This is a genomic window from Methylobacterium sp. GC_Met_3 (assembly GCF_026540775.1).
Classification (GTDB): domain Bacteria; phylum Pseudomonadota; class Alphaproteobacteria; order Rhizobiales; family Beijerinckiaceae; genus Methylobacterium.
In genome coordinates, this window is sequence record NZ_JALNUL010000024.1 from 42,599 (window position 1) to 62,793 (window position 20,195).

At 71.7% G+C, this 20,195-nt stretch carries 19 protein-coding genes and 1 tRNA gene; 11 read left to right on the forward strand and 9 right to left on the reverse strand.

From position 1 onward, the window contains the following. Positions 1–11 precede the first annotated feature (11 nt). The 3 genes from OXS27_RS22110 to OXS27_RS22120 all read left to right on the forward strand — a co-directional run bounded on the left by OXS27_RS22110 (position 12) and on the right by OXS27_RS22120 (position 2,222). Positions 12–761, forward strand: a complete 750-nt coding sequence (locus tag OXS27_RS22110; protein ID WP_243925322.1) for a DJ-1/PfpI family protein — start codon at positions 12–14, stop codon at positions 759–761. A gap of 48 nt (positions 762–809) precedes the next feature. After that, the gene (gene hspQ / locus OXS27_RS22115) at positions 810–1,148 is read left to right on the forward strand and encodes a heat shock protein HspQ (RefSeq protein WP_243925321.1); all 339 of its coding nucleotides are present in this window, start codon (positions 810–812) and stop codon (positions 1,146–1,148) included. Positions 1,149–1,232: 84 nt separating this feature from the next. Beyond that, complete coding sequence (locus tag OXS27_RS22120; RefSeq protein WP_267358688.1) at positions 1,233–2,222, forward strand: DUF4424 domain-containing protein; 990 nt, start codon at positions 1,233–1,235, stop codon at positions 2,220–2,222. A 175-nt stretch (positions 2,223–2,397) separates the two neighbouring features. Here OXS27_RS22120 and OXS27_RS22125 read toward each other — a convergent pair whose 3' ends face one another. Continuing rightward, the gene (locus OXS27_RS22125; protein ID WP_243925319.1) at positions 2,398–3,183 is read right to left on the reverse strand and encodes an invasion associated locus B family protein; all 786 of its coding nucleotides are present in this window, start codon (positions 3,181–3,183) and stop codon (positions 2,398–2,400) included. Between the two features lie 464 nt (positions 3,184–3,647). Here OXS27_RS22125 and OXS27_RS22130 point away from each other — a divergent pair, with 464 nt between their 5' ends. Then, entirely contained in the window at positions 3,648–4,934 is a 1,287-nt protein-coding gene (locus tag OXS27_RS22130; RefSeq protein ID WP_243925318.1) for an AMP-binding protein, read from the forward strand. A 171-nt stretch (positions 4,935–5,105) separates the two neighbouring features. After that, positions 5,106–5,450: a hypothetical protein gene (locus OXS27_RS22135; protein ID WP_243925317.1), complete on the forward strand. Its 345-nt coding sequence runs from the start codon at positions 5,106–5,108 to the stop codon at positions 5,448–5,450. A 35-nt stretch (positions 5,451–5,485) separates the two neighbouring features. Here the strand turns inward: OXS27_RS22135 and OXS27_RS22140 are convergent, their stop codons facing one another. Together OXS27_RS22140 and OXS27_RS22145 are read right to left on the reverse strand one after the other, a co-directional pair. Continuing rightward, on the reverse strand, positions 5,486–6,700 hold the full coding sequence (locus tag OXS27_RS22140) for a UbiH/UbiF family hydroxylase (RefSeq protein WP_267358689.1): 1,215 nt from the start codon (positions 6,698–6,700) through the stop codon (positions 5,486–5,488). Positions 6,701–6,831: 131 nt separating this feature from the next. Beyond that, positions 6,832–7,860: an alpha/beta hydrolase gene (locus OXS27_RS22145; protein ID WP_267358690.1), complete on the reverse strand. Its 1,029-nt coding sequence runs from the start codon at positions 7,858–7,860 to the stop codon at positions 6,832–6,834. Between the two features lie 86 nt (positions 7,861–7,946). On the opposite strand from OXS27_RS22145, the gene recG reads away from it, so the two are divergent. From recG to OXS27_RS22160, 3 genes are all read left to right on the forward strand, one after another. Then, positions 7,947–10,163: an ATP-dependent DNA helicase RecG gene (recG, locus tag OXS27_RS22150; RefSeq protein WP_267358691.1), complete on the forward strand. Its 2,217-nt coding sequence runs from the start codon at positions 7,947–7,949 to the stop codon at positions 10,161–10,163. 274 nt (positions 10,164–10,437) lie between these two features. Continuing rightward, the gene (locus OXS27_RS22155; protein WP_267358692.1) at positions 10,438–10,761 is read left to right on the forward strand and encodes a hypothetical protein; all 324 of its coding nucleotides are present in this window, start codon (positions 10,438–10,440) and stop codon (positions 10,759–10,761) included. 160 nt (positions 10,762–10,921) lie between these two features. Then, positions 10,922–11,836 (forward strand): NAD(P)-dependent oxidoreductase, encoded by a 915-nt coding sequence (locus OXS27_RS22160; protein WP_267358693.1) that lies wholly within the window; start codon positions 10,922–10,924, stop codon positions 11,834–11,836. Positions 11,837–11,982: 146 nt separating this feature from the next. Here the strand turns inward: OXS27_RS22160 and OXS27_RS22165 are convergent, their stop codons facing one another. From OXS27_RS22165 to cobU, 5 genes are all read right to left on the reverse strand, one after another. After that, a complete protein-coding gene (locus OXS27_RS22165) occupies positions 11,983–12,159 on the reverse strand; it encodes a hypothetical protein (protein WP_243925309.1) in 177 nt (58 codons plus the stop codon). 101 nt (positions 12,160–12,260) lie between these two features. Beyond that, the gene (locus OXS27_RS22170; RefSeq protein WP_243925308.1) at positions 12,261–13,607 is read right to left on the reverse strand and encodes an MFS transporter; all 1,347 of its coding nucleotides are present in this window, start codon (positions 13,605–13,607) and stop codon (positions 12,261–12,263) included. Between the two features lie 79 nt (positions 13,608–13,686). Beyond that, positions 13,687–15,129, reverse strand: coding sequence for a cobyric acid synthase (locus tag OXS27_RS22175; RefSeq protein ID WP_267358694.1), 1,443 nt, complete (start codon positions 15,127–15,129; stop codon positions 13,687–13,689). A gap of 23 nt (positions 15,130–15,152) precedes the next feature. Beyond that, entirely contained in the window at positions 15,153–15,755 is a 603-nt protein-coding gene (gene cobO / locus OXS27_RS22180) for a cob(I)yrinic acid a,c-diamide adenosyltransferase (RefSeq protein ID WP_243925306.1), read from the reverse strand. Next, positions 15,752–16,279 (reverse strand): bifunctional adenosylcobinamide kinase/adenosylcobinamide-phosphate guanylyltransferase, encoded by a 528-nt coding sequence (gene cobU, locus OXS27_RS22185; RefSeq protein WP_243925305.1) that lies wholly within the window; start codon positions 16,277–16,279, stop codon positions 15,752–15,754. Before cobU ends, cobO begins: the two co-directional genes overlap by 4 nt. Positions 16,280–16,385: 106 nt before the next feature. On the opposite strand from cobU, the gene OXS27_RS22190 reads away from it, so the two are divergent. From OXS27_RS22190 to OXS27_RS22200, 3 genes are all read left to right on the forward strand, one after another. After that, positions 16,386–16,461: transfer RNA gene (locus OXS27_RS22190), tRNA-Glu, on the forward strand. A 358-nt stretch (positions 16,462–16,819) separates the two neighbouring features. Beyond that, a complete protein-coding gene (locus tag OXS27_RS22195) occupies positions 16,820–17,134 on the forward strand; it encodes a hypothetical protein (RefSeq protein WP_267358695.1) in 315 nt (104 codons plus the stop codon). Positions 17,135–17,568: 434 nt separating this feature from the next. Beyond that, positions 17,569–18,855, forward strand: coding sequence for a Zn-dependent hydrolase (locus OXS27_RS22200; protein WP_267358696.1), 1,287 nt, complete (start codon positions 17,569–17,571; stop codon positions 18,853–18,855). A 13-nt stretch (positions 18,856–18,868) separates the two neighbouring features. Here the strand turns inward: OXS27_RS22200 and OXS27_RS22205 are convergent, their stop codons facing one another. Continuing rightward, positions 18,869–20,188 carry a dihydroorotase gene (locus OXS27_RS22205; RefSeq protein ID WP_267358697.1) on the reverse strand — a complete coding sequence of 440 codons (1,320 nt, stop codon included), beginning with the start codon at positions 20,186–20,188 and terminating at the stop codon, positions 18,869–18,871. Positions 20,189–20,195: the final 7 nt, after the last annotated feature.

Genomic DNA, 20,195 nt, shown 5'->3' on the forward strand with positions numbered 1-20,195 from the left:
GGAGGTCTCCGATGATTCCCCCCGACACCCACCTGCAGATCGGCTCGCTCCTGTTCGAAGGGCTCGACCAGATCGACCTCACCGGCCCGTTCGAGATCCTGGCCCGGATCCCGAACAGCACCTACCGGATCTACGCGGCCACCCCGGATCCGGTGCGCGACGTGCGCGGCCTGCGGATCCTGCCGGACGCGACCCTGGACGCGGCGCCCCGGCTCGACGTGCTCCACGTGCCGGGCGGCCAGGGCCAGGAGGCGCTGATGCGCGATCCGGCCGTGCTCGGCTGGATCCGGCAGCAGGCCGGGGGCGCCTCACACGTCCTGTCGGTCTGCACCGGCGCGCTCCTCCTCGGAGCGGCCGGCCTTCTGGTGGGGCGCCGGGCCACGACCTACTGGAACGCGGTCCATCTCCTGCCCTTCTTCGGGGCCGAGCCGGTGGATGCGCGGGTGGTGATCGACCGCGACGGGGAGGACCGCACCTGGGTGTTCGCGGCCGGCGTCACCGCCGGGATCGACGGGGCCTTGCGCCTCGCCGCCGAATTGCGGGGCACCGAGGCCGCGAAAGGCATCCAGCTCGGAATGCAATACGCCCCCGAGCCGCCCTTCGACAGCGGCACCCCCGGGACCGCCCCGCCCGCCATCGTGGCAGCGGCCCGGGCACGCGCCGCCGACCTCACCGCCCGGCGCGAGGCCACCGCGCGGGCGATCGCGGCCGAGCTCGGCGTCCGCCTCCCCGAATCCGCGGCCGCGGCCCGGGACGGATGACAGGTCCCGTCATCATGCCTATCTGTCCCGGTCTGGACGGACTGAACCATGACGGACGTAACCCTGAGAACCGCGAAATTCGCCATCGGCGCCGTGGTGCGCCACCGGATCTACCCCTTTCGGGGCGTCGTGTTCGACGTCGACCCGGTCTTCGACAACACCGAGGAATGGTGGCTGTCGATCCCCGAGGAGGTGCGGCCGCGCAAGGACCAGCCGTTCTACCACCTGCTGGCCGAGAACGCCGAGACCGAGTACGTCGCCTACGTGTCGGAGCAGAACCTCCTGCCCGATACGTCGGGCGAGGCCCTGCGCCACGCCGGCATCGCCGAGATGTTCGTGCGCGACGATGCCGGCGCCTACCGGATGCGCGCTCGGGCCACGAACTGAGCGGCGCGGGGACCGTCAAGCTTTCGACAAGGGCCCCGCGGTAGCCTCGGGCGACGGCCGCTGCCGTCGGACGAGCCCGACGCCATGGTCGCCCGATCCCGATTCGCCGCTCTGGTCCTCGTCGCCGGCCTGCTCTGCGCCCCGGCGCGGGCCAACGACAGCGCCGCGGAGCTCGATGCCGGCGGGCTGATCCTCGTGCCGGAGCCGGGCATCGCGCTGGCGAGCGAGGATCTCTCGATCAGCCGTGCGCGGATCGACGTGACCTACGTGTTCCGCAGCCAAGTGGACACGTTCCGCACGGTGCGGATCGCGTTCCCGCTGCCGCCGATCGACGGCCGCGTGCTCAGCTTCTCGGCCCTCAAGCTGCCGCAGCCCGAGCGCGCGAACTTCGTCGGGTTCACCGTCACGGTGGACGGCCGTCCGGTCGAGCCGGAGCTGGAGGAGCGCGCCTTCGTGGGCGAGCGCGAGGTCACCGACCTGCTGCGCCGCCACGGCCTGCCGCTCAACCCGCTGCGCGTCTCCGAGCTGGAGGCGGCCCGAAAGCGGCTCGACACGGCCACCTGGGCGGAACTGGTCAAGGCCGGCCTGTTCCCGGACGCCGAGGGGATGACCGAGGCGCTCTGGCGCAGCGAGGCGAAGGTCCACTGGCTGCAGACCTTCCCCCCGGGGAAGGACGTCCGGATCGCGCACAGCTACGCCCCGGTGAGCGGGTTCCATGTCCTCGATCCGAAGGAAGCGTCCCGCAACGGCTACCGGGCGACCTACTGCCTGGACGATCCGGGGCTCGCGGCGATCCGACGTCTGCACGCCAGGGCGCCGAACGCGAGCGCTTACCTGCGGGCCTTCGTGGTGCCCTACATCGTGACCACGGCGCGCAACTGGGCTTCGCCGATCGGTCGCTTTACCCTGACGGTGGACAAGGGGATTCCGGAGGCGATCGTGAGCTTCTGCCGCACCGGTATCCGGAAAATCGGGCCGACCACGGTTCGCTGGGAGGCCCGGGACTATGTGCCGGATCAGGACCTGCGGATCCTGTTCGTCCTGCCGGGGCCGGGCCCGATCGGGATCCGTTAGGGTGTCCACCCTCCGCCGCAGAGGGGTGAGGGTGAGAAACGGGGCCGCGTGCACTTGATCAGCACCGGCGAGGTCGGAATTTCCAAGCGCACAGGGAGAAAGCCGCGGCTGGCCATACGCGAAGGGCCGGACCTCGCGGCCCGGCCCTCCGGAAAACCCCGACCCTGCGGTCGGCTTACTTCGCGGCCGGAGCGGCGCCGGCGGCCGGGGCAGCGCCAGCGGCGGCGCCGCCCTGCTGCTCGAGCTTCTTGCGCATGTCCTCGGAGCGCTTCTCCAGCTCCGCCTGGAGCTTCTTCTGCTGCTCCTCAAGCACCTTCGGGTCGATCGCCGGGCCGTCGAAGGCCTTGCCGAAGCCGGTCAGCGGCACCGCGAAGGTGACCTCGCGCTGGGTCTGATTCTGGACCGAGACGTTGAGGGTCGTGCCCTTCTTCATCGCGGCGATCACGCCGGCATCGACGCCCCCGGCCTCGGCGAAGCAGCCGTTCGGGAAGCAAACCGCGAAGCGGCCGGCGGTCGCCGCCTGGCCGTCGATGCTGAAGCGGATGCCCGGCTGCAGCAGCAGGCCGAGCGGCAGCAGGTAGCGCACCACGCGCACTTCCTGCTTCTGGGCGGGGTTCTTCATCTCGTAGACCGCCACCGCCAGCACTGGCTGACCCTGGTCGGACACGAAATCGCGGGTCGTGTAGCAGATGTCGGTGCCCGAGGCCTGGTCCTTGCCGCAGACCTTGGTCCAGTCGGCCTGGCCCGGCTCGGACTTCACCGCGACGATCTGCGGGCCGGTCTGGGCCGCCGGCGTATTGGCCGCGGGGGTGCCCGGAGCGGTCGGCGCCGGCGCGGCCGGAGCAGGCGCGGCGGCCGCAGGCTTCTTGGGCTGTGCCAGGGCCGGGGCGACCGTGAGGCCGAGGCCCGCAAGACCGAGGAGGGCGGCGCGCGCGAGCGTCGCAGGGCGGGTGAAGGACATCGGCTCTGACCCCTTGGAAAGCGATACGGTGTAGCGGGTTGATGCGGAGCCGGCCTCGCGGCCGATCCGCCGGACCGTCCGGACGGGCGCCGCCGTGGCGCGCCGACCGGAGCTCCGGATGAAACGGTCCGGCCATCGGAGGGGACGGGCGCCTGACTGCGCGCATCTCCCGCCCCGGCGGCCGGGCGGCCTGCCTTTCCCCTGGAATAAGGCGAAGGCATGACACCGCGGCTTGACACCGCGGCCCGGCGGGCCGGTGATCACCCCCCGGGCCGTGGCCGGCCCCCGATAGGCCCCCGCCCGCCCGGCCGCAAGCGCGACGTCGCACGAGGACGTGATCGGCGTGCGGAGCCTGTCTCCGGTGGGGCAATCGGGGTTGGCCGTCACCCGGCGGTCTTAGCGGTCGGTTAACCGTAATCGGCCGACCATGCTGGCGGGTTTTCAGTATCAGTGGGGGCGGCGGGTTGAGCGCGTTCGCGGTGGCCGAGAGGGCGGTCGAGGCCGTACCGGACGCGTTCGCGCGATCCGGCAGCCTGTCCGGCTGCCTGTTCGCGGCAGCGCGCGCCGCGCCGCAGCGCACGGCCCTGCGTGATTCGGGCGACCGGACCGCGTGGTGCGGGCGCCCGGCGATCACGTGGACGTACGCGGCCGCCGCCGAGATCGTCGGCCGGCTCGCCCGGGGGATCGGCGCGTGGCGCCTCCCGGCCGGCAGCCGGATCGGATTGTGGTTCTCGGGCGGCGCGGAGGCGGCTCTGGCCCATCTCGCCGTCGAGGCGGCGGGGCACCTGCCCTGCGCGATGCCGGCCGCCTGGGATCCGGAGCAGCTCGCCGCCGGGATCGAGGCCGCCAACCTCGTCGGCGTGCTCACCGAGGGCCGCCGCGGCACACGCCGGCCCGCGGAGGAGCTGACCCACGTGGCGATGCGGCAGTTCGGCCTGCGCTATCTCGCCGCCTTCGGGCCCGGCGTGCCGGACGGCGTGATCAGCCTCGACGCGATGGCGCTGGAGCGCGGCGTGGCTGAGCCGGTCGCCAGCCGCGGCCTCGTGACCTTCGAAGGCAGCGATCCGGAACGGCCGGTCTATCGCGGCGCGGAAGCGCTCGCCGCCGCCATCGCGGCGCATTGCGACGCCCTGCCGCTCTCCGCGGACGAGCGGATCCTGACGCTGCTGCCCGCCCACGACCTGCGCGGGCTCGTGACCGGCCTCGGCGCCGCGCTCGCGGCCGGGGCCGGCCTGGAGACGGTGATTCCCTTCGAGGAGACCGGTTTCCGGACCGCCCTGCTGCGGCCCGTGCCGACCCGGCTGGTCGTCCCCGCCCTGATCGAGCCGGCGCTCGCCGCCCTGACCCTGCCCTGGACGGTGCGGAGCCTCAACGTGGTGCATCGGGCACCCGCGCCCCTGATCCGCCGCGCCGCGCCGGACGGCGGCAAACGACGCTCGGATTCACCACGCTCTGACTCGCCGCCGGCCGGTGCGCTGCGCCTCGACACGCTGGTCCTCGGGGAGACGGCTCTGGTCACGCGCCCCGATCTCGCCGCGGCCCTGGCCCACCCGGACCGTGTGTCCCTGCCGCCGGACCTCCTGGCCCTCGCGCCAGCCCGCGACGGCGGCCTCGCCTGCCGCGGCCCGGCCTGCGCGGCGGCACCCCTGCCCCGCGGCGCGACGCCGGAGACGGACGCCGGTGCATGGCGCGATTCGGGCTACCGGCTCATCCTGTCGGGCGGGGCCGTGATTGGCGTCGCGGCCGTCTGAGCGGCCCTGAACGGCGGCGTCGTGGCGGTTCATCTGGCGCTCAGGTACCGCGACTAATCTCGCATCTGCACACGGACCAACGGATCCGAACGGCCCCTTCGTGGGTTCTGCAAAGGATTGTGGTCACGGCTATCTTTTCAAGCTGTGCCGGATGGAGTACCGCCTAATCTCATGGGTGCGCTGCAACAAGTGCTCGTGGTCGATGACGGTGTCCGGGCCGTCGACCGGTCCCTTTCGGGCGAGCTCGCCAGTCTCGGCTACGCAAGCGTGACCGCCTCCATGGAGGCGGCCGACGACGTCTTGGCCGTGATCGCGCGGCCGGCCGCCGTGCTGCTCCAGGCTCCGACCCGCCGGGACCCCGCCTATGCCCGCTGCGCCGCCAAGCTGCGCAGCCAACTGCGTGACCGTGGCATCCCGGTGATCCTGATCGGCGATTCGGCCGAGCCACGGGCCGGCGGCCCGGTCGATCTCGCCACCCGCCTCGGCGCTTATGTGGCGGCGCAACCGGAATTCTGAGCCGCTTTCGTATTGATTGCGGGGGCGAGTCTCTCTTACCGCGCCCCGCGCATCAATTCCGGCGCGCCGAGCCGGGGCAGCACGCCCTCCCGCATCACCAGCCGCCGCAGGGGCCCGAGCTGGCCCATCACCAGCAGGCCGAGGCCGCGCAGGGCATCCACCGGCAGCAGGTCGGTGAGCAGGCTGCGGTTGAGGAGGTCCACCGCAGCTGTGCGCGCCGCGGTGTCGACCCGCCGGGCGCTGGCGTAGCCGTCGAGCACCGGGCGTGAGCCGGGATCCCGCCCATCCCGGGCGGCGCGCAGCACCCCATCGCGCAGGGTAGCGGCGTCGCGCAGACCGAGATTCAGCCCCTGCGCGCCGATCGGCGGGAAGACGTGGGCCGCTTCACCGATCAGTGCCAGCCGGCGCGCCACCGGCGTTGCAACCGCCAGACCGCGCATCGGCACGAGGCCGCGCGGGCCGTCGATCCGCATGGCGCCGAGCATCGCCTGGGCCTGCCGCTCGACCGCCTGCCCCAGGGCCGCGTCATCCAGCGCGGCGAGCCGCCGGGCCGCGCCCTCCCCGGTCACCCAGACGAGGCTGGAGCGATGGCCGCCCGGCAACGGCACCAGGGTGAAGGGCCCCGAGCGGGTGTGAAATTCGGTCGACACGTCCCGGTGCGGGCGCTCATGCGCCAGGATCGTGGTGATGGCGCTCTGCGCATAGGTCCAGTCGCGCACGCGGATTCCGCTCGCAGCCCGCAGCGGCGAGCGCCCTCCGTCTGCTCCCACCACCAGCCGGGCCTCGACCGTCCCGCCCTCCGCCAGGGTGACACGAGAGGCCGTTTCACCCGCCACCGCGCCGACGCAATCCGCCTCGACCAGGGTCAGGTTCGGCTGGGCCCGGGCGCAGGCGCGCAGGCTCTCGACGAGCCGCGCGCTCTCGACGTTCCACCCGAAGGCGTCGAGGCCGATCTCGGCGGCCTGGAAGCGCACGGGCGGCGGCCGGAACAGGCTGCCGGTGTCGTCGATGATCTGGAGGGTGCAGAGCGGGCTCGCCTGCGGCGCCACCGCCGCCCAGGCGCCGAGCGCCTCCAGGAAGCGCACCGACCCGTCGAGCAGCGCCACGGTCCGCCCGTCCGCCACGGGGGCGTGGCGGCCGACGAGGGCCGTGGGGATCCCCTCCCGGGCGATGGCGAGCGCCGCCGCGAGGCCCGCGGCTCCGGCGCCGACCACGGCGACGTCGAATCGGCCCTCTCGCGCTTCGGACATGATTCCCCGTACGGTTTGCTGGCCCGCCGATCACCACGGCGCAGTGTGCGGCTTCTATCTGCGCCTTCCCGCAATCCTGCCAAGGGCGTCATGCCTCGGCCCGGGCGGGCCACGGCGCCGCAGCCGCCCGGTCACCCCAGAAACGCCGAGAGTTCGGAAAAAACCTCGTCCGGCCGCTCCTCCTGGAGGGTGTGACCGCAATCGAGCGCCCGCCCCGAAACATCGGTGGCCTTCTCGCGCCACGTCTCCAGCACGTCGTAGGTCTGGCCGACGACGCCCTTCGCCCCCCAGAGCGCCAGGAGCGGCGCCGTGACGCGCGCGTCGGCATCGGCAGCGTCGTGTTCCAGATCGATGCCAGCCGCCGCCCGGTAATCCTCGCAGATCGCGTGGCGGCAGGCGGGGTCCGCGTAGCAGCGCAAATACTCGGCGAAGAGGTCGGGCGGGGTCGAGCCGGGGGTCTTCGACTGGCCCTCGACGTGGTGGCGCAGGAAATATTCCGGATCGGCCCCGATCAGCGTCTCCGGCAGGGGATGGGGTTGGATGAAGAAGAACCACCAGAAGTACCGGGTGGCGAAGGCCTTGTCGGTGCGCGCGTACATGGTCGCGGTCGGCGCGATATCGAACAGGGCGACCCGCTCCACGGCTTCGGCATGATCCAGGGCGAGGCGATGGGCGACGCGCCCGCCCCGGTCGTGGCCGACCACCGCGAAGCGCTCATGGCCGAGCCGCCGCATCACCGCCACGGCGTCGGCCGCCATGGCGCGCTTGGAATAGGCGGCGTGGCGCTCGCCGCCCGGGGGCTTTGACGAATCGCCGTAGCCGCGCAGATCCATGGCGACGACGGTGCGGGTCTCGGCCAGGCGCGGGGCGACGTGGAGCCACGTCGACAGGGTCTGCGGGTGGCCGTGCAGCAGCAGCACCGGCGGCCCGGAGCCGGCCGAGCGGGCGTGGCCCGCCGAGCGGGTGCTGCCCGCCAAGCGGGTGCTGCCCGCCAAGCGGGTGCTGCCCGCCAAGCGGGTGCTGCCCGCCAAGCGGGTGCTGCCCGCCAAGCGGGTGCTGCCCGCCAAGCGGGTGCTGCCCGCCAAGCGGGCGTTGATCGTCACGCCAGGGGCGGTCTCGATCCGGTGCCGGTCGAAGCCCGGCAGGAAGTCGCTGGCCATGGGTGTCGGTCTCCATCCTGACGCACTGGCGCGCCGGGATGCACCGGATGATAAGGCGCCTCCGGCACCATGTCCGCCGAACCACCATGACAGATGCACGCGCGACTCAGGATCCGGCCGTGACAGACCCCGACGCCGCGGCGGCGCCGGAGGAGGCGGCCGCGCGCCCCGAAGCCCCCACGCTCCGTCCGAGCATCCTCGATCCGCTGTTCGCCCCGGCCCGCGCCCTGCCGGGGATCGGCCCCAAGATGGCGCCGCTCATCGAGAAGCTGCTCGGCACCCCGGAGCGCGAGGCCCGGGTGGTGGATCTCCTGTTCCACCTGCCTCAGGGCGGTGTGGCGCGGAAGCTCATGGGCTCCGTCGGCGAGGCGCCGACAGGTGAGCCGGTGACGATCGGCGTCACCGTGGTGGAGCATCGCCCGGCCCAGATCGGATCGGGCAAGCGCCCGCACCGGGTTGTGGTGGAGGATGCCTCCGGCCACGACATCACGCTGGTTTTCTTCGGCATGCCCCGCCCCCGGGTGGAGAAGATGCTGCCGCTCGGGGCGCATCGCTACATCACCGGCCGGATCGACCTCTGGGACGGCACCCGCCAGATGGTCCACCCGTCCCGGATCGTGGACGAGGCGGGCTTGGCCGAACTGCCCGCGGTCGAGCCGGTCTACGGCGCCACCGAGGGGCTGACCTCCCGGGCGATCAACAAGCTCGCCGTCTCGGCCCTCGACCGGTTGCCGGTCATGCCGGAATGGCAGGATGCAGCCTGGCTGGAGAAGAACCGCCTGCCCGCCTTCGCGGATGCGCTGCGCCTGGAGCACCGCCCCGAGGAAGCGCCCCCGAAGGCCGAGGATCCGCTCCAGCCGCCGCCCGCGACGCCGTCCCGGAAGCGGCTCGCCTACGACGAACTCCTCGCCTCGCAATTGGCGCTGGCCCTGCTGCGCGCCCGCCAGCGGCGCAAGGCCGGCCGGGTCAATGCCGGGGATGGGGCCCTAAGCGCCCGGATCGAGGCCGCCCTCCCCTTCGCGCTCACCGGCGCCCAGACCCGGGCGGTGACCGAGATCCGCGCCGACCTCGCGGAGCCCCGGCGGATGCTGCGCCTGCTCCAGGGCGATGTCGGCTCGGGCAAGACCGCGGTGGCGCTGCTCGCCATGGCGTCGGCGGTCGAGGCCGGGCGTCAGGCGGCGCTGATGGCCCCCACCGAGATCCTGGCCCGGCAGCATTTCGAGCGGCTCAAGCCGCTGGCTGGCGGCTTGCGCCTCCGCCTGATGACCGGCCGGGACCGGGCCTCGGAGCGCAAGTCCACCCTGGCTGACCTTGCGGCCGGTGAGATCGACATCCTGGTCGGCACCCATGCCTTGTTCCAGGAGGCCGTGACGTTTCGCGATCTCGGCCTCGCGGTCGTCGACGAGCAGCACCGGTTCGGCGTGCATCAGCGGCTGGCGCTCGGCGCCAAGGGCGAGGCGGTCGACTTCCTGGTCATGACCGCGACGCCGATCCCCCGCACCCTGGCGCTGACCTTCTTCGGCGACATGGACGTCTCGATCCTCGACGAGAAGCCCGCGGGCCGGCAGCCGATCCGCACGATCACGCTGTCGACCGAGCGGATCGACGAGGTGGTGGCCGGCCTCGCCCGGGCGATCGCCGGGGGCGAGCGGGTCTACTGGATCTGCCCCCTGGTGGAGGAATCCGAGTTCATCGACCTCGCGGCCGCCGCCGAACGCTTCGACGACCTGAAACAGCATTTCGGCGACACGGTCGGGCTGATCCACGGCAAGATGCCGGGGCCCGAGAAGGATTCCGCCATGGCGCGGTTCGCCGCGGGCGACACCAGGCTCCTGGTCTCGACCACGGTGGTCGAGGTGGGCGTCGACGTGCCCGAGGCGACCATCATGGTGATCGAGCATGCCGAGCGGTTCGGGCTGGCGCAGCTGCACCAGCTCCGCGGCCGGGTCGGGCGCGGCTCCCGGGCCTCGTCCTGCCTGCTGCTCTACCGCGGGCCCCTCGGGCAGGTCTCGCGGGCCCGGCTGGAGATGATGCGCGCCAGCGAGGACGGCTTCCGCATCGCCGAGGCCGACCTGAGGCTGCGCGGCGAGGGCGAGGTGCTGGGCACCCGGCAATCCGGGCTCGCGGCATTCCGGCTCGCCCGGATGGAGAGCGACGGCGCCCTGTTGGAGGCGGCCCGCGACGATGCCCGGATGATCGTCGAGCGCGACCCCGGCCTGAAGAGCCCCCGGGGGCAGGCGCTGCGGGTGCTGCTCTACCTGTTCGAGCGGGAGGCGGCGATCCGGCTGATCGGCGCTGGCTGAACGAATCCGTTCAGGAATAGCCGGCGTTCAGGAACGGCCCGGTGCCGGAGGTGCGGATCCGCACTTTGAAGCGGCAATGTCACAGCTGTTCCGGAAAATCTATTCCATTCAGAAGTTTAGCTGCATGATCCGGAAGCGTGGCCGGACCCGCCATGGCGTCCGGCGGACCTTGGACAAGGGCCGTGACCTTGCATCAGCCACAATCGTCCCTTAACTGCAGATGAACGAATGGCCCGGTAAGCCGGGACATCACGGACGAATCTGGAGGATGAACATGTCGAACGGACTGTTCCAGAACCTGCCGGGCTCCAACGAGATGGCCGGTCTCTATGCCCTGCCGACCGAGCCTTGGTTGCTGCCGATCTCGGATCGTGCTGCCGAGTCGGCGAGCAAGACGGCCGAGGAGCTTCAGGCTGCCGTACGACGGGCTGCACGCCCGTTCTGGGTGGCGGCCAACGGTCTGTGCGTCGCCCTGGGCCTCGCTTTGGTGATGCAGTGCGCCACTGGCTGGATGCCGGCGGCGCCCCGCAGCGCCGTGACGGTGGCGCAGGCGACTCCGCCGACCATCGCTCCGCAGACGGCGTCGCTGCAGCGCTGATCCGTTCCGCCGGAACGAAAACCAGGGCCGGTCCGCAAGGGCCGGCTTTTTTCGTCCTGAGTTGCCGTGCCCACCGCCCGTGGAGGTCCGTGTTGCTTCCAGGGCCTGGCACGCTCCGCGCGTCCGACGCATCGTGACGGGGCAGGACAGGGAGAAGCCGATGCGCGCGGTGTTCGTGGATGCCAACGTGACGCTGGCGGCAGTGGCGCGGCGGCTGCTGCGGCCGGACGACCCGCCCTTCGCGATCCACGCGGAGCCCGCCATCACCCCGCAGGATCTGCCCGGCCTCCTGGCCGGGGCCGAGATCGCGGTGATCGATCACACCGCCCTCCCCCTCGATGTCGCCCGCGCCTGCGCCGGGCTGAAGCACGTGGTGTTCCTCGGCACCGGCGCGCGCAGCTACATGGACCCGGAGGCGCTCCAGGCGGAGCTCGGCGTCACGGTCCACACGATCAAGGGCTACGGCGACACGGCGGTCGCCGAATGCGCCTTCGCGCTGATGTGGGCGGCGGCCCGCGGGCTCGCCCCGATGGACCGGGCGATGCGCGCCGGATCCTGGCTGCGCAGCGAGGGGATGCAGCTCACCGGCAAGCGTGTGGGCCTCGTCGGCTTCGGCGGAATCGCGGCCGAGATGGCGCGGCTCTGTCGGGGCGTCGGCATGCATGTGCTCGCCTGGAACCGCACGCCCAAGGCGCATCCCGATGTCGCCTTCGTGCCCCTGGAGCAGTTGCTCGCCGAGAGCGACGTGGTCTCGCTCCACCTGCTCCTGACCGACGAGACCCGGGGCTTCCTCTCGGCCGACCGCATCGCTGCGATGAAGCCCGGCGCCATGCTGATCAACACCGCCCGGGGCGCGGTCATCGACGAACCCGCCCTGATCGAGGCGCTCCGGACCGGCCACATCGCGCAGGCCGGGCTCGACGTGTTCACGGTCGAGCCCCTGCCCGCGGGTCATCCGCTGGCCGACCTGCCGAATGTCACGCTCTCGGCGCATTCCGCCTTCCGGACGCCCGAGGCCAGCGACAACTTGATCGGCGCCGCTCTCGACCATTGCCGCCGGATCGCCGCCGGCTGAGGACGGTCACGTCCTGGTTCCGAAAGATCGAGACCTTTCGCGGGTACAGGGCAGAGCCCTGGTGCCGGACGTTGTCCGATCTCAGGGCCCTGCCCCGACACCCCGCCAAAAGGCTGAAGCCCTTTGGAAACCCGAAGTTCAGGCGCTCAGTGCTCGGTGCCCGGCATGTTCGGCCGCGGCTCGCCGCCATGGTGGTGAATCACGCTGGAGCGTTCCGGGCTGCCCTTGGCGTCGGCGACCTGCTTCCGGGCCGCGGCGGCTAGGAACCAGATCCCGCCGAGCGTCCCGAAGGCGAGGATCATGAGCGGAAATCCCTGACTCATTGCGGTGCCCTCCTCGACGATGGCCCGCAGCCGTGCGGGTTTGCATCATCGTGCCGGTCGGTCCGGCACGATGAACGATAACGCGCGAAACCGTACCGTGTTCAGGCGGCCCGCGTTGTCGTTGCCGCAACCCGTCGTTCCGCATCCCGGCGCAGGGCAGAGAGCACCACGAACATCAGGCCGGCCCCCACCGCGAGGCAGACCGACAGGAACAGCATCGGCACGAGGTTGCTCTGGGTCTGATCGCGGATGAACGGCACCACGTTCTGCGCGACGAGGCCGCCGAGGTTGCCCACCGAGTTGATCGCCGCGATCCCGGCCGCCGCCGTGGCGCCGCGCAGGAAGGTCCCGGGCATCGACCAGAAGACCGGCTGTGCCGAGAAGGTCCCGGCCGCCGCCACGCACAGGCAGGCGAACTTCACGGCGTTGCCCGGCAGGACGACGGAGAGCGCCAGCCCGGCCGCCCCGACCAGAGCCGGCCCGACCACGTGCCAGGTCAGCGCGTTGCCCTGCGCGTTGGTGCGGGCGGCATGGCGCGGCACCCACCACAGGGCCACCGCCGTAGCCGTCCAGGGGATGATGTTGAGGAGGCCGTTGGTCAGGTTCGAGACGCCGAATCCCTTGACCACGGTGGGCAGCCAGTAGCCGAGGCCGTAGGCCGCAAGCGGCAGGAAGACGTAGATGCCGGCCAGCATCAGCACGCGCCGGTCGAGGAGCGCCGCGAACGGATTGCCATGGTCGACATGGCCCCCCGCCTCGCTCTCGGCCTTGAGCGTCCGGCTGAGCCAGTCGCGCTGGGCCTGCGACAGCCAGGGGGCGGTCTCGGGGCCGTCCGGCAGGACGGCCAGCACCACGACGGCCATCAGGATCGCCGGCGCGCCGGTGGCCAGGAACACCCATTGCCAGCCCGCGAGGCCCCAGACCCCGCCGAGGCCGAGCAGCGCCCCGCCGACCGCCGCGCCGACCGCGTTGGCGATGGCGCTGGCGATCATGAACCAGCCGATCATCCGCGCCCGGTGGGCGTGCGGGAACCACAGCGTGAGGGCGAACAGCACGCCGGGGAAGAACCCGGCCTCCGCGGCGCCGAGCAGGAAGCGCAGCACGTAGAACATCGTGGCGCTCTGGGTGAAGCCCAGCAGCACGGTGACGAGGCCCCAGGTGATCATGATCCGCGCGAACCAGATCCGCGCGCCGACCCGCTCCAGGAAGACGTTGGCCGGCACCTCGAACAGGAAGTAGCCGAGGAAGAACAGGGAAGCGCCGAGCCCGTAGGCGGTCTCGCTGAGCCCGAGGCTGCCGACCATCTCCAGTTTGGCGTAGGAGACGTTCTGCCGGTCGATATAGGCGATCAGGTAGAGCAGCCCGAGGAGCGGCATCAACCGCAGGGTCACCGTGCGGACGGTGCTCGCGGCGAGATCCTCCCCGGGCGGGGCTTGCGTGGACGGCATCGGCGTTCCTCTGGGCGGTCGCGGCCCCTCGTGGCGAGGGCCGGCGAATACGCAGAGTAATCCCTGTCCCGAGCCCCGGCTACCGGGCGAGTGTCAGGAGGCGGTCGCAATCGACATGGGCCGCGATGTGGCGCGCGAGCCCGTCGAGGGCCGCCTCGACCCCGGCCTCGTAGCCCGCGCCTGCCGAGGCGGTCCCGAGGCGCACGAGCCACGCGGCCCGCTGGGCGTCGTCGGCGAACAGGCCATGCACGTAGGTCCCGGCCACAAGGCCATCCGCCGAGACCGCCCCGTCCAGGCGCCCATCCGCGAGGCGCAGGAGCGGCCGTGCGGCGTCGAGGCCCTCGGTGGCGCCAATATGCATCTCGTAGCCGGAGAACGGCACGCCGTCGGGCAGGCTCGTGCCGGTGACGGCGGCGAGGCGCTTCTCCGGCGTCATGATGGTCTGGACGTCGAGGAGGCCGAGGCCCGGCACTGTCCGCGGCGCCCCCTCGATCCCGTGCGGGTCGGCGAGGCTGTGGCCGAGCATCTGGTAGCCGCCGCACAGCCCGAGCACCCGGCCGCCCCGGCGGACATGGGCGCGCAGGTCGATGTCCCAGCCCTCTTGGCGAAACGCCTCCAGGTCGTCGATCGTGGTCTTGGAGCCCGGCAGCAGCACGAGGGCGGCCTCGGCGGGGATCGGCGTGCCGGGCCGGACCAGCACCACCGACACGCCGGGCTCCGCCCGCAGGGGATCGAGGTCGTCGAAATTGGCGATCCGCGGCAGCACCGGCACCGCCACCGTGACGGCTCCGGGCCCGCGGGATTCCGAGCCCGCAAGACCCAGCACGTCCTCGGCCGGCAGGCGGGCGGCGTCGGGGAAGTGCGGCACGAGTCCGAGGGACGCCCAGCCGGTGCGCTCGGCGATCAGCTGCATGCCATCGGCGAACAGGCTCGGATCGCCCCGGAACCGATTGACGATGAAGCCCACGATCATCGCGGCATCCGCGGGGTCGATCACGGCCTTCGTGCCGACGAGGCTGGCGATCACCCCGCCCCGGTCGATGTCCCCGAGCAGCACGACCGGCGTATCGGTGGCCCGGGCGAAGCCCATATTCGCGATGTCGCCCGCGCGCAGATTGACCTCGGAGGCCGAGCCCGCACCCTCCACGAGGACGAGATCGGCCTCGTGCGCCAATCGCGAGAAACTGTCGCGGACGGCCGACATCAGCCGGGGCTTCCAGGCCTGGTAGTCGCGGGCCTTCACGGTGGCGATCATCCGGCCCTGTACCACCACCTGGGAGCCGACCTCGCTCTGCGGCTTCAGCAGCACGGGGTTCATGTGGACGGAGGGCGCCACCCGGGCGGCCCGGGCCTGGAGCGCCTGCGCGCGGCCGATCTCGCCGCCATCGGCGGTCACGGCGGCGTTGTTCGACATGTTCTGCGGCTTGAACGGCCGGACGGCCAAGCCCCTGTTGGTGAAGGCGCGCGCCAGCCCCGCCACGATCAGCGACTTGCCGACATCCGAGCCGGTGCCCTGGATCATCAGGGCCTTTGCGCGCGGGGGCTTCAGAACTCGATCCCTTCCTGCGCCTTCACGCCGGCGGCGAAATGGTGCTTCACGCTGCCCATCTCGGTGACGCAATCGGCGGCCTCGATCAGGGCGGGCTTGGCGTTGCGGCCGGTGACCACGACGTGCAGGTCCGGCCGGCGGTCCCGGAGCGCGGCCAGCACCGCGTCGAGGTCGAGGTAATCGTAGCGCAGCGCGATGTTGAGCTCGTCGAGGACGAGCAGGCGGATTGTCGGATCGGCCATCAGGCCCTCGGCGACCGCCCAGGCGTGGCGGCAGGCGGCGATGTCCCGGGCCTTGTCCTGGGTCTCCCAGGTGAACCCCTCCCCGAGGGTGTGCCACACGACCCGGTCGCCGAAGGCCGCCACCGCGTGGCGCTCGCCCGTGTCCCAGCCGCCCTTGATGAACTGCACCATGCCGACCCGCCAGGACCGGCCGAGCGCGCGCAGCATCAACCCGAGCGCCGCCGTGCTCTTGCCCTTGCCGGGGCCGGTATGGACCATGAGCAGGCCCTTCTCGAGGGTCTTCTCCGCCACCTCGGCGTCCTGCACGGCCTTGCGCTTCTCCATCTTGGCGCGGTGGCGGGCTTCGTCCTCGTTCATGCGGGGGCTCCAGGTTTGATGATGAGCGGTAGCCCCGCCACGGTGAGAACGACCCGGTCGGCCGCGGCGGCGAGCCGCTGGTGCAGGCGCCCGGCCGCGTCGCGGAAGCGGCGGGCGAGGGCATTGTCGGGCACGATCCCGAGCCCGACCTCGTTGCCGACCAGCACCAGCGGGCCCGGCGCACGCGCGCAGGCGGCGATGAGCCGCACGGTCGCCGCTTCCAGATCGGCCTCCGCCAGAATGAGGTTGGTGAGCCACAGGGTGAGGCAATCGACCAGAACAGGCCCCTCCGCCTCGGCCACCGCCTCCGGCAGGGCGAGCGGCACGTCGCGGGTGCGCCATGCTCCGGCGCGCCGGGCGCGATGCTGGGCGATGCGGTCGACCATCTCGTCATCGAAGGCCTGGGCGGTGGCGAGGTAGAGCCACGGCCCGGGACAGGCCTCGATCAACCCCTCCGCGTAGGCGCTCTTGCCGGACCGCGCCCCGCCGAGGACGAGGGTCATGCGGGGAGTGGGTTCAGGCATGCCCCTCCATCGCCCCAAGCCGTCCTCCGGTCAAACCGGAGCGATGTGGCGCTTCGGCGGTTGCCGGGCGCCCCGGGTCCGACTATAGAACCCCGGCCTAGCCAATGCGCCCTTCGTCTAGCGGTCCAGGACGTCGCCCTTTCACGGCGAAAACACGGGTTCGATTCCCGTAGGGCGCGCCAATAAAGTCAGGCACTTAGCTTCAGCTGCTATCGGTGGTGTCCAGTCTGTGTCCCGTCGAGAGGGCCGGACAACCTTGGACGTTGTCGGCTTTGGTCGGCTATCGGTAGGTCGCCAATTCATATCGACGAAGTGTCGCGCTGACCCGAAGCGCGGCCATCAGCTCGGATGGATCCAGGCCATGCTCAACGACACGGTTCTAGCGTCTCGCTTTAACCGACGTCGTACCCCCTCCCTTCGACCCTATCGCCGCGCCGCCCTGCATCACCTCAAGCTTCAAACGGGCCGGCAGCCGCAAAGCCGGCAAGTGAGCCTGTCTAATAAGGACGAACCGGTGTTGGGGCTGGCAGCCGCGATGCGGTGGCCGCCGACGCCGAACGTTTCCTGCATCAGGTGCGCGGTGCTGGATCGCAACGGCACGACAGTGCGGGTTGGCTGCAACAGGCCGGCTTGAACATCCGCAAGGCGTCGGACGCGCAGCACCTCGAAGCCATCGCCCTGGCCTACGCTACCTTTATCCGCATCAGCACGAGCCCGCTGCATGCCGCAATCATGGCCGAGGTTGAGACCCTGAGTGGGCGCAAGCGCTCACGCACGACCTGCACTTCATCGTCGAGCGATTCGTCTCTTGTGGCGGTGAGACCCCGACCGAGCGGCTGGCGGCGCGTAAGTTGATCAGCCGAGACGTACGGGCGATCCAGCATCTCGAATCAGCCAAGGTGCTGCCGAGCCGAGTTCAGGTGTTGGCGGCGACACCGGGCCAAGGGCTGCAACGCGGCGACGTCCAGCATCGGCGCCTGATCGAACTGGCCGAGGGCGGCCGTCGAGAGTCCGATCTGCGTCACCCGCAAATGCGCGAAATGGGCGGTGATCCGGACTGCTCGGCCAGCAAGCGCGTCGTCATCGGTTCGGGACCGCTGTTCGAGGAGGGCGTCAGCATCCCAAGCTTGACCGTGTGCTGCGTGTTCACCATCGGGGCCCTCACCGCTGCGGCTCGGCGCGAGCCCGGCCCACCCCTATGGCGAGGATTATTCCTGTGCGGGCGGCACGGAAGTGGCAGGATGACACCGTCGCGGTCCGCCCCGGAGCCGCGCGCCGGGAGCATCGGGATGGACACGGTAGCGGCGGTCGGCATGGCGGTCCGCGCACAGCGCGGCAGGGTGGAGGCGCTGTTCGAGGACCTCGCCCGGTGCGGCCGGACCGATCCCGGGTTCACGCGGGCCTCCTACAGCCCGGAGGAGACCGAGGCACACGCGGTGGTGACGCGCTGGGCCGCCGATCTTGGCCTCGCGATCAGGCGGGACGCTGCCGCCAACACCACCATGACGCTGCCGGGGTGGGACCGGAGCCTGCCGCCGATCCTGATCGGGTCCCACCTCGACACCGTCGCCCACGGCGGCAATTTCGACGGCGCCGCCGGGGTGGTGGCCGGGCTCGCTGCCGTCGCGACGCTCCGCGCGCTGGGGCTGACCCCGGCGCGCGACATCACCGTCATGGGCATCCGCGCCGAGGAGAGCGTCTGGTTCCAGGTCTCCTACATCGGCAGCCGGGCGGCACTCGGCACCCTGCCGGAGGGGGCGCTCGACGCCGCCCGGATCGACAGCGGCCTCAGCCTCGCCATGCACATCGCCCGAGAGGGCGGCGACCCCGACGCCCTTCGGCGCGGTCCGCCCACCCTCGACGCCGCCGCGATCCACGCTTTCCTCGAGGTTCATATCGAGCAGGCGCCGAGCCTGGAGGAGGCGGGGATCCCGGTCGGTCTGTGCACCGGCATTCCCGGCAACGTCCGCTACCCCGACGTCCGGATCCTTGGGCGCTATGACCATGTCGGCACGCCCCGCCGCTTCCGTCGCGACGCCGCCCTGGCCGGCGCGGAGATCGCCCTGGCCCTCGACAGGATCTGGGCGGAGCGCGAGTCCGCCGGCTGCCCGATGGCCGTCACCTTCGGCCGGTTCCACACCGACGCCGCGGCCCATGGCCTGACGACCGTCCCCGGCGAGTTTCGTTTTAGCCTCGACATGCGGGCCTACGCGGCCGAGGTGCTGGCGGAGCTGGACGCTGCATTCGTGGCGGCCGTGACCGACGTGTCGGAGCGCCGCAATGTCACGGTGGCGCTAGGGCCCCGTGCAGAGGCGGGTATCGGCGCAGTCTCGCCCCGGATCCGCGACGGGCTCGCTGCGGCGGCGGAGGCGCTCGGCATCGCGACCCGGCCCCTGGGCAGCCCGGCCTCGCACGACGCCGCCGCTTTCGCCAAGGCCGGCGTGCCGATGGCCATGCTGTTCGTGCGCAACGCCAACGGCAGCCACAACCCCGACGAGGCCATGGCGATCGACGACCTCCTCGACGCCGTGGCGATCCTCACCGCCTGGCTGGCGGCTGAGACCTGCGGCGGCTGAGGGCACGCGCCCGTCAGGCGGAAAAACGCGCTAGGCCGCCGGCGGGCGCACCCAGCACCGCGTCATCGCGCATCACGAGGTGGCCGCGCACGATGGTGGCGATCGGCCAGCCGGTGACGTCGGTGCCGGCAAACGGCGTCCAGCCGCAGGGTGAGACGATCCAGGATTCCTCGATCCGGCGGCGGGCCTGCAGGTCAACGAGGGTGAAGTCGGCATCATAGCCGGCGGCGATCCGGCCCTTGCGGGTGAGGCCGTAGACCCGGGCCGGGCCGGCCGCCATCAGGTCGACCAAGCGCGCCAGCGACAGGCGCCCGGCCGCCACGTGGTCGAGCATGATCGGCACCAGGGTCTGGACCCCGGTGAGGCCGGCCGGGCAATCCGGCCAGGGCTGCCCCTTGGCGGCCCGCGCGTGGGGCGCGTGATCGCTGCCGATCGTGTCGACGGTGCCGTCGCGTATGGCCGCCCAGGCCGCTGCCCGGTGCCGCTCGCCGCGGATCGGCGGGTTCATCACGCCGAAGCCGCCCAGCGTGTCGTAGCAGTCCGGGGCCACCTGGGTGAGGTGATTGACCAGGACTTCCACGGTGGCGACGTCGCGGAAATCCCGGAGATAGGCGAGTTCCTCGGCCGTCGAGACGTGCAGGATGTGGGTCGACCGCCCGGTCCTGCGCGCGAGCGCCATGAGCCGCCGCGTGCTTAGGAAGGCGCATTCCTCGTCGCGCCATTCCATGTGGGTCCGGTAGGGCTGGCCCCGGCTGAACAGCGTCTTGCGGGCCTGGAGCCGGTCCTCGTCCTCGCTGTGGAAGGCCATGCGCCGATGACCCGAACGCATCGCCCGCTCAAGATGGGCGTCGTCCTCGATCATCAGCGCAGCCGTGGAGCTGCCGGCGAAGACCTTGACGGCACAGACCCCGGGCTCGCGCTCCAGGGCCGCAAGGGCATCGATGTTGGTCTTTGTGCCGGCCACGTAGAGGCCGATGTCGCACCAGCTACGGCCCACGACGTAATCGCGCTTCCACGCGAGGCGCTCCGCGTCGGCAATGGGCGGGACGGTGTTGGGCATGTCGAACAGGGTCGCGATCCCGCCCAGCACCGCGGCCCGCGTGCCGGTCTCGATCGTCTCCACCGCCGGTTCGCCGGGATCGCGCAGGTGCACGTGGCTGTCGATCAGCCCGGGCAGGACGTGCAGGCCCGCGGCGTCGATCACCGACTCCGCGGTGGCATCGGCCGACGACGCGAGGTCCGCGATGCGCCCGTCGCGGATGCCGAGATCGATCGTCTCGGTCCCCCACGGAGTGACGCAGGTGCCGCCGCGGATCAGCAGGTCGTAGTGCATCGCCGGG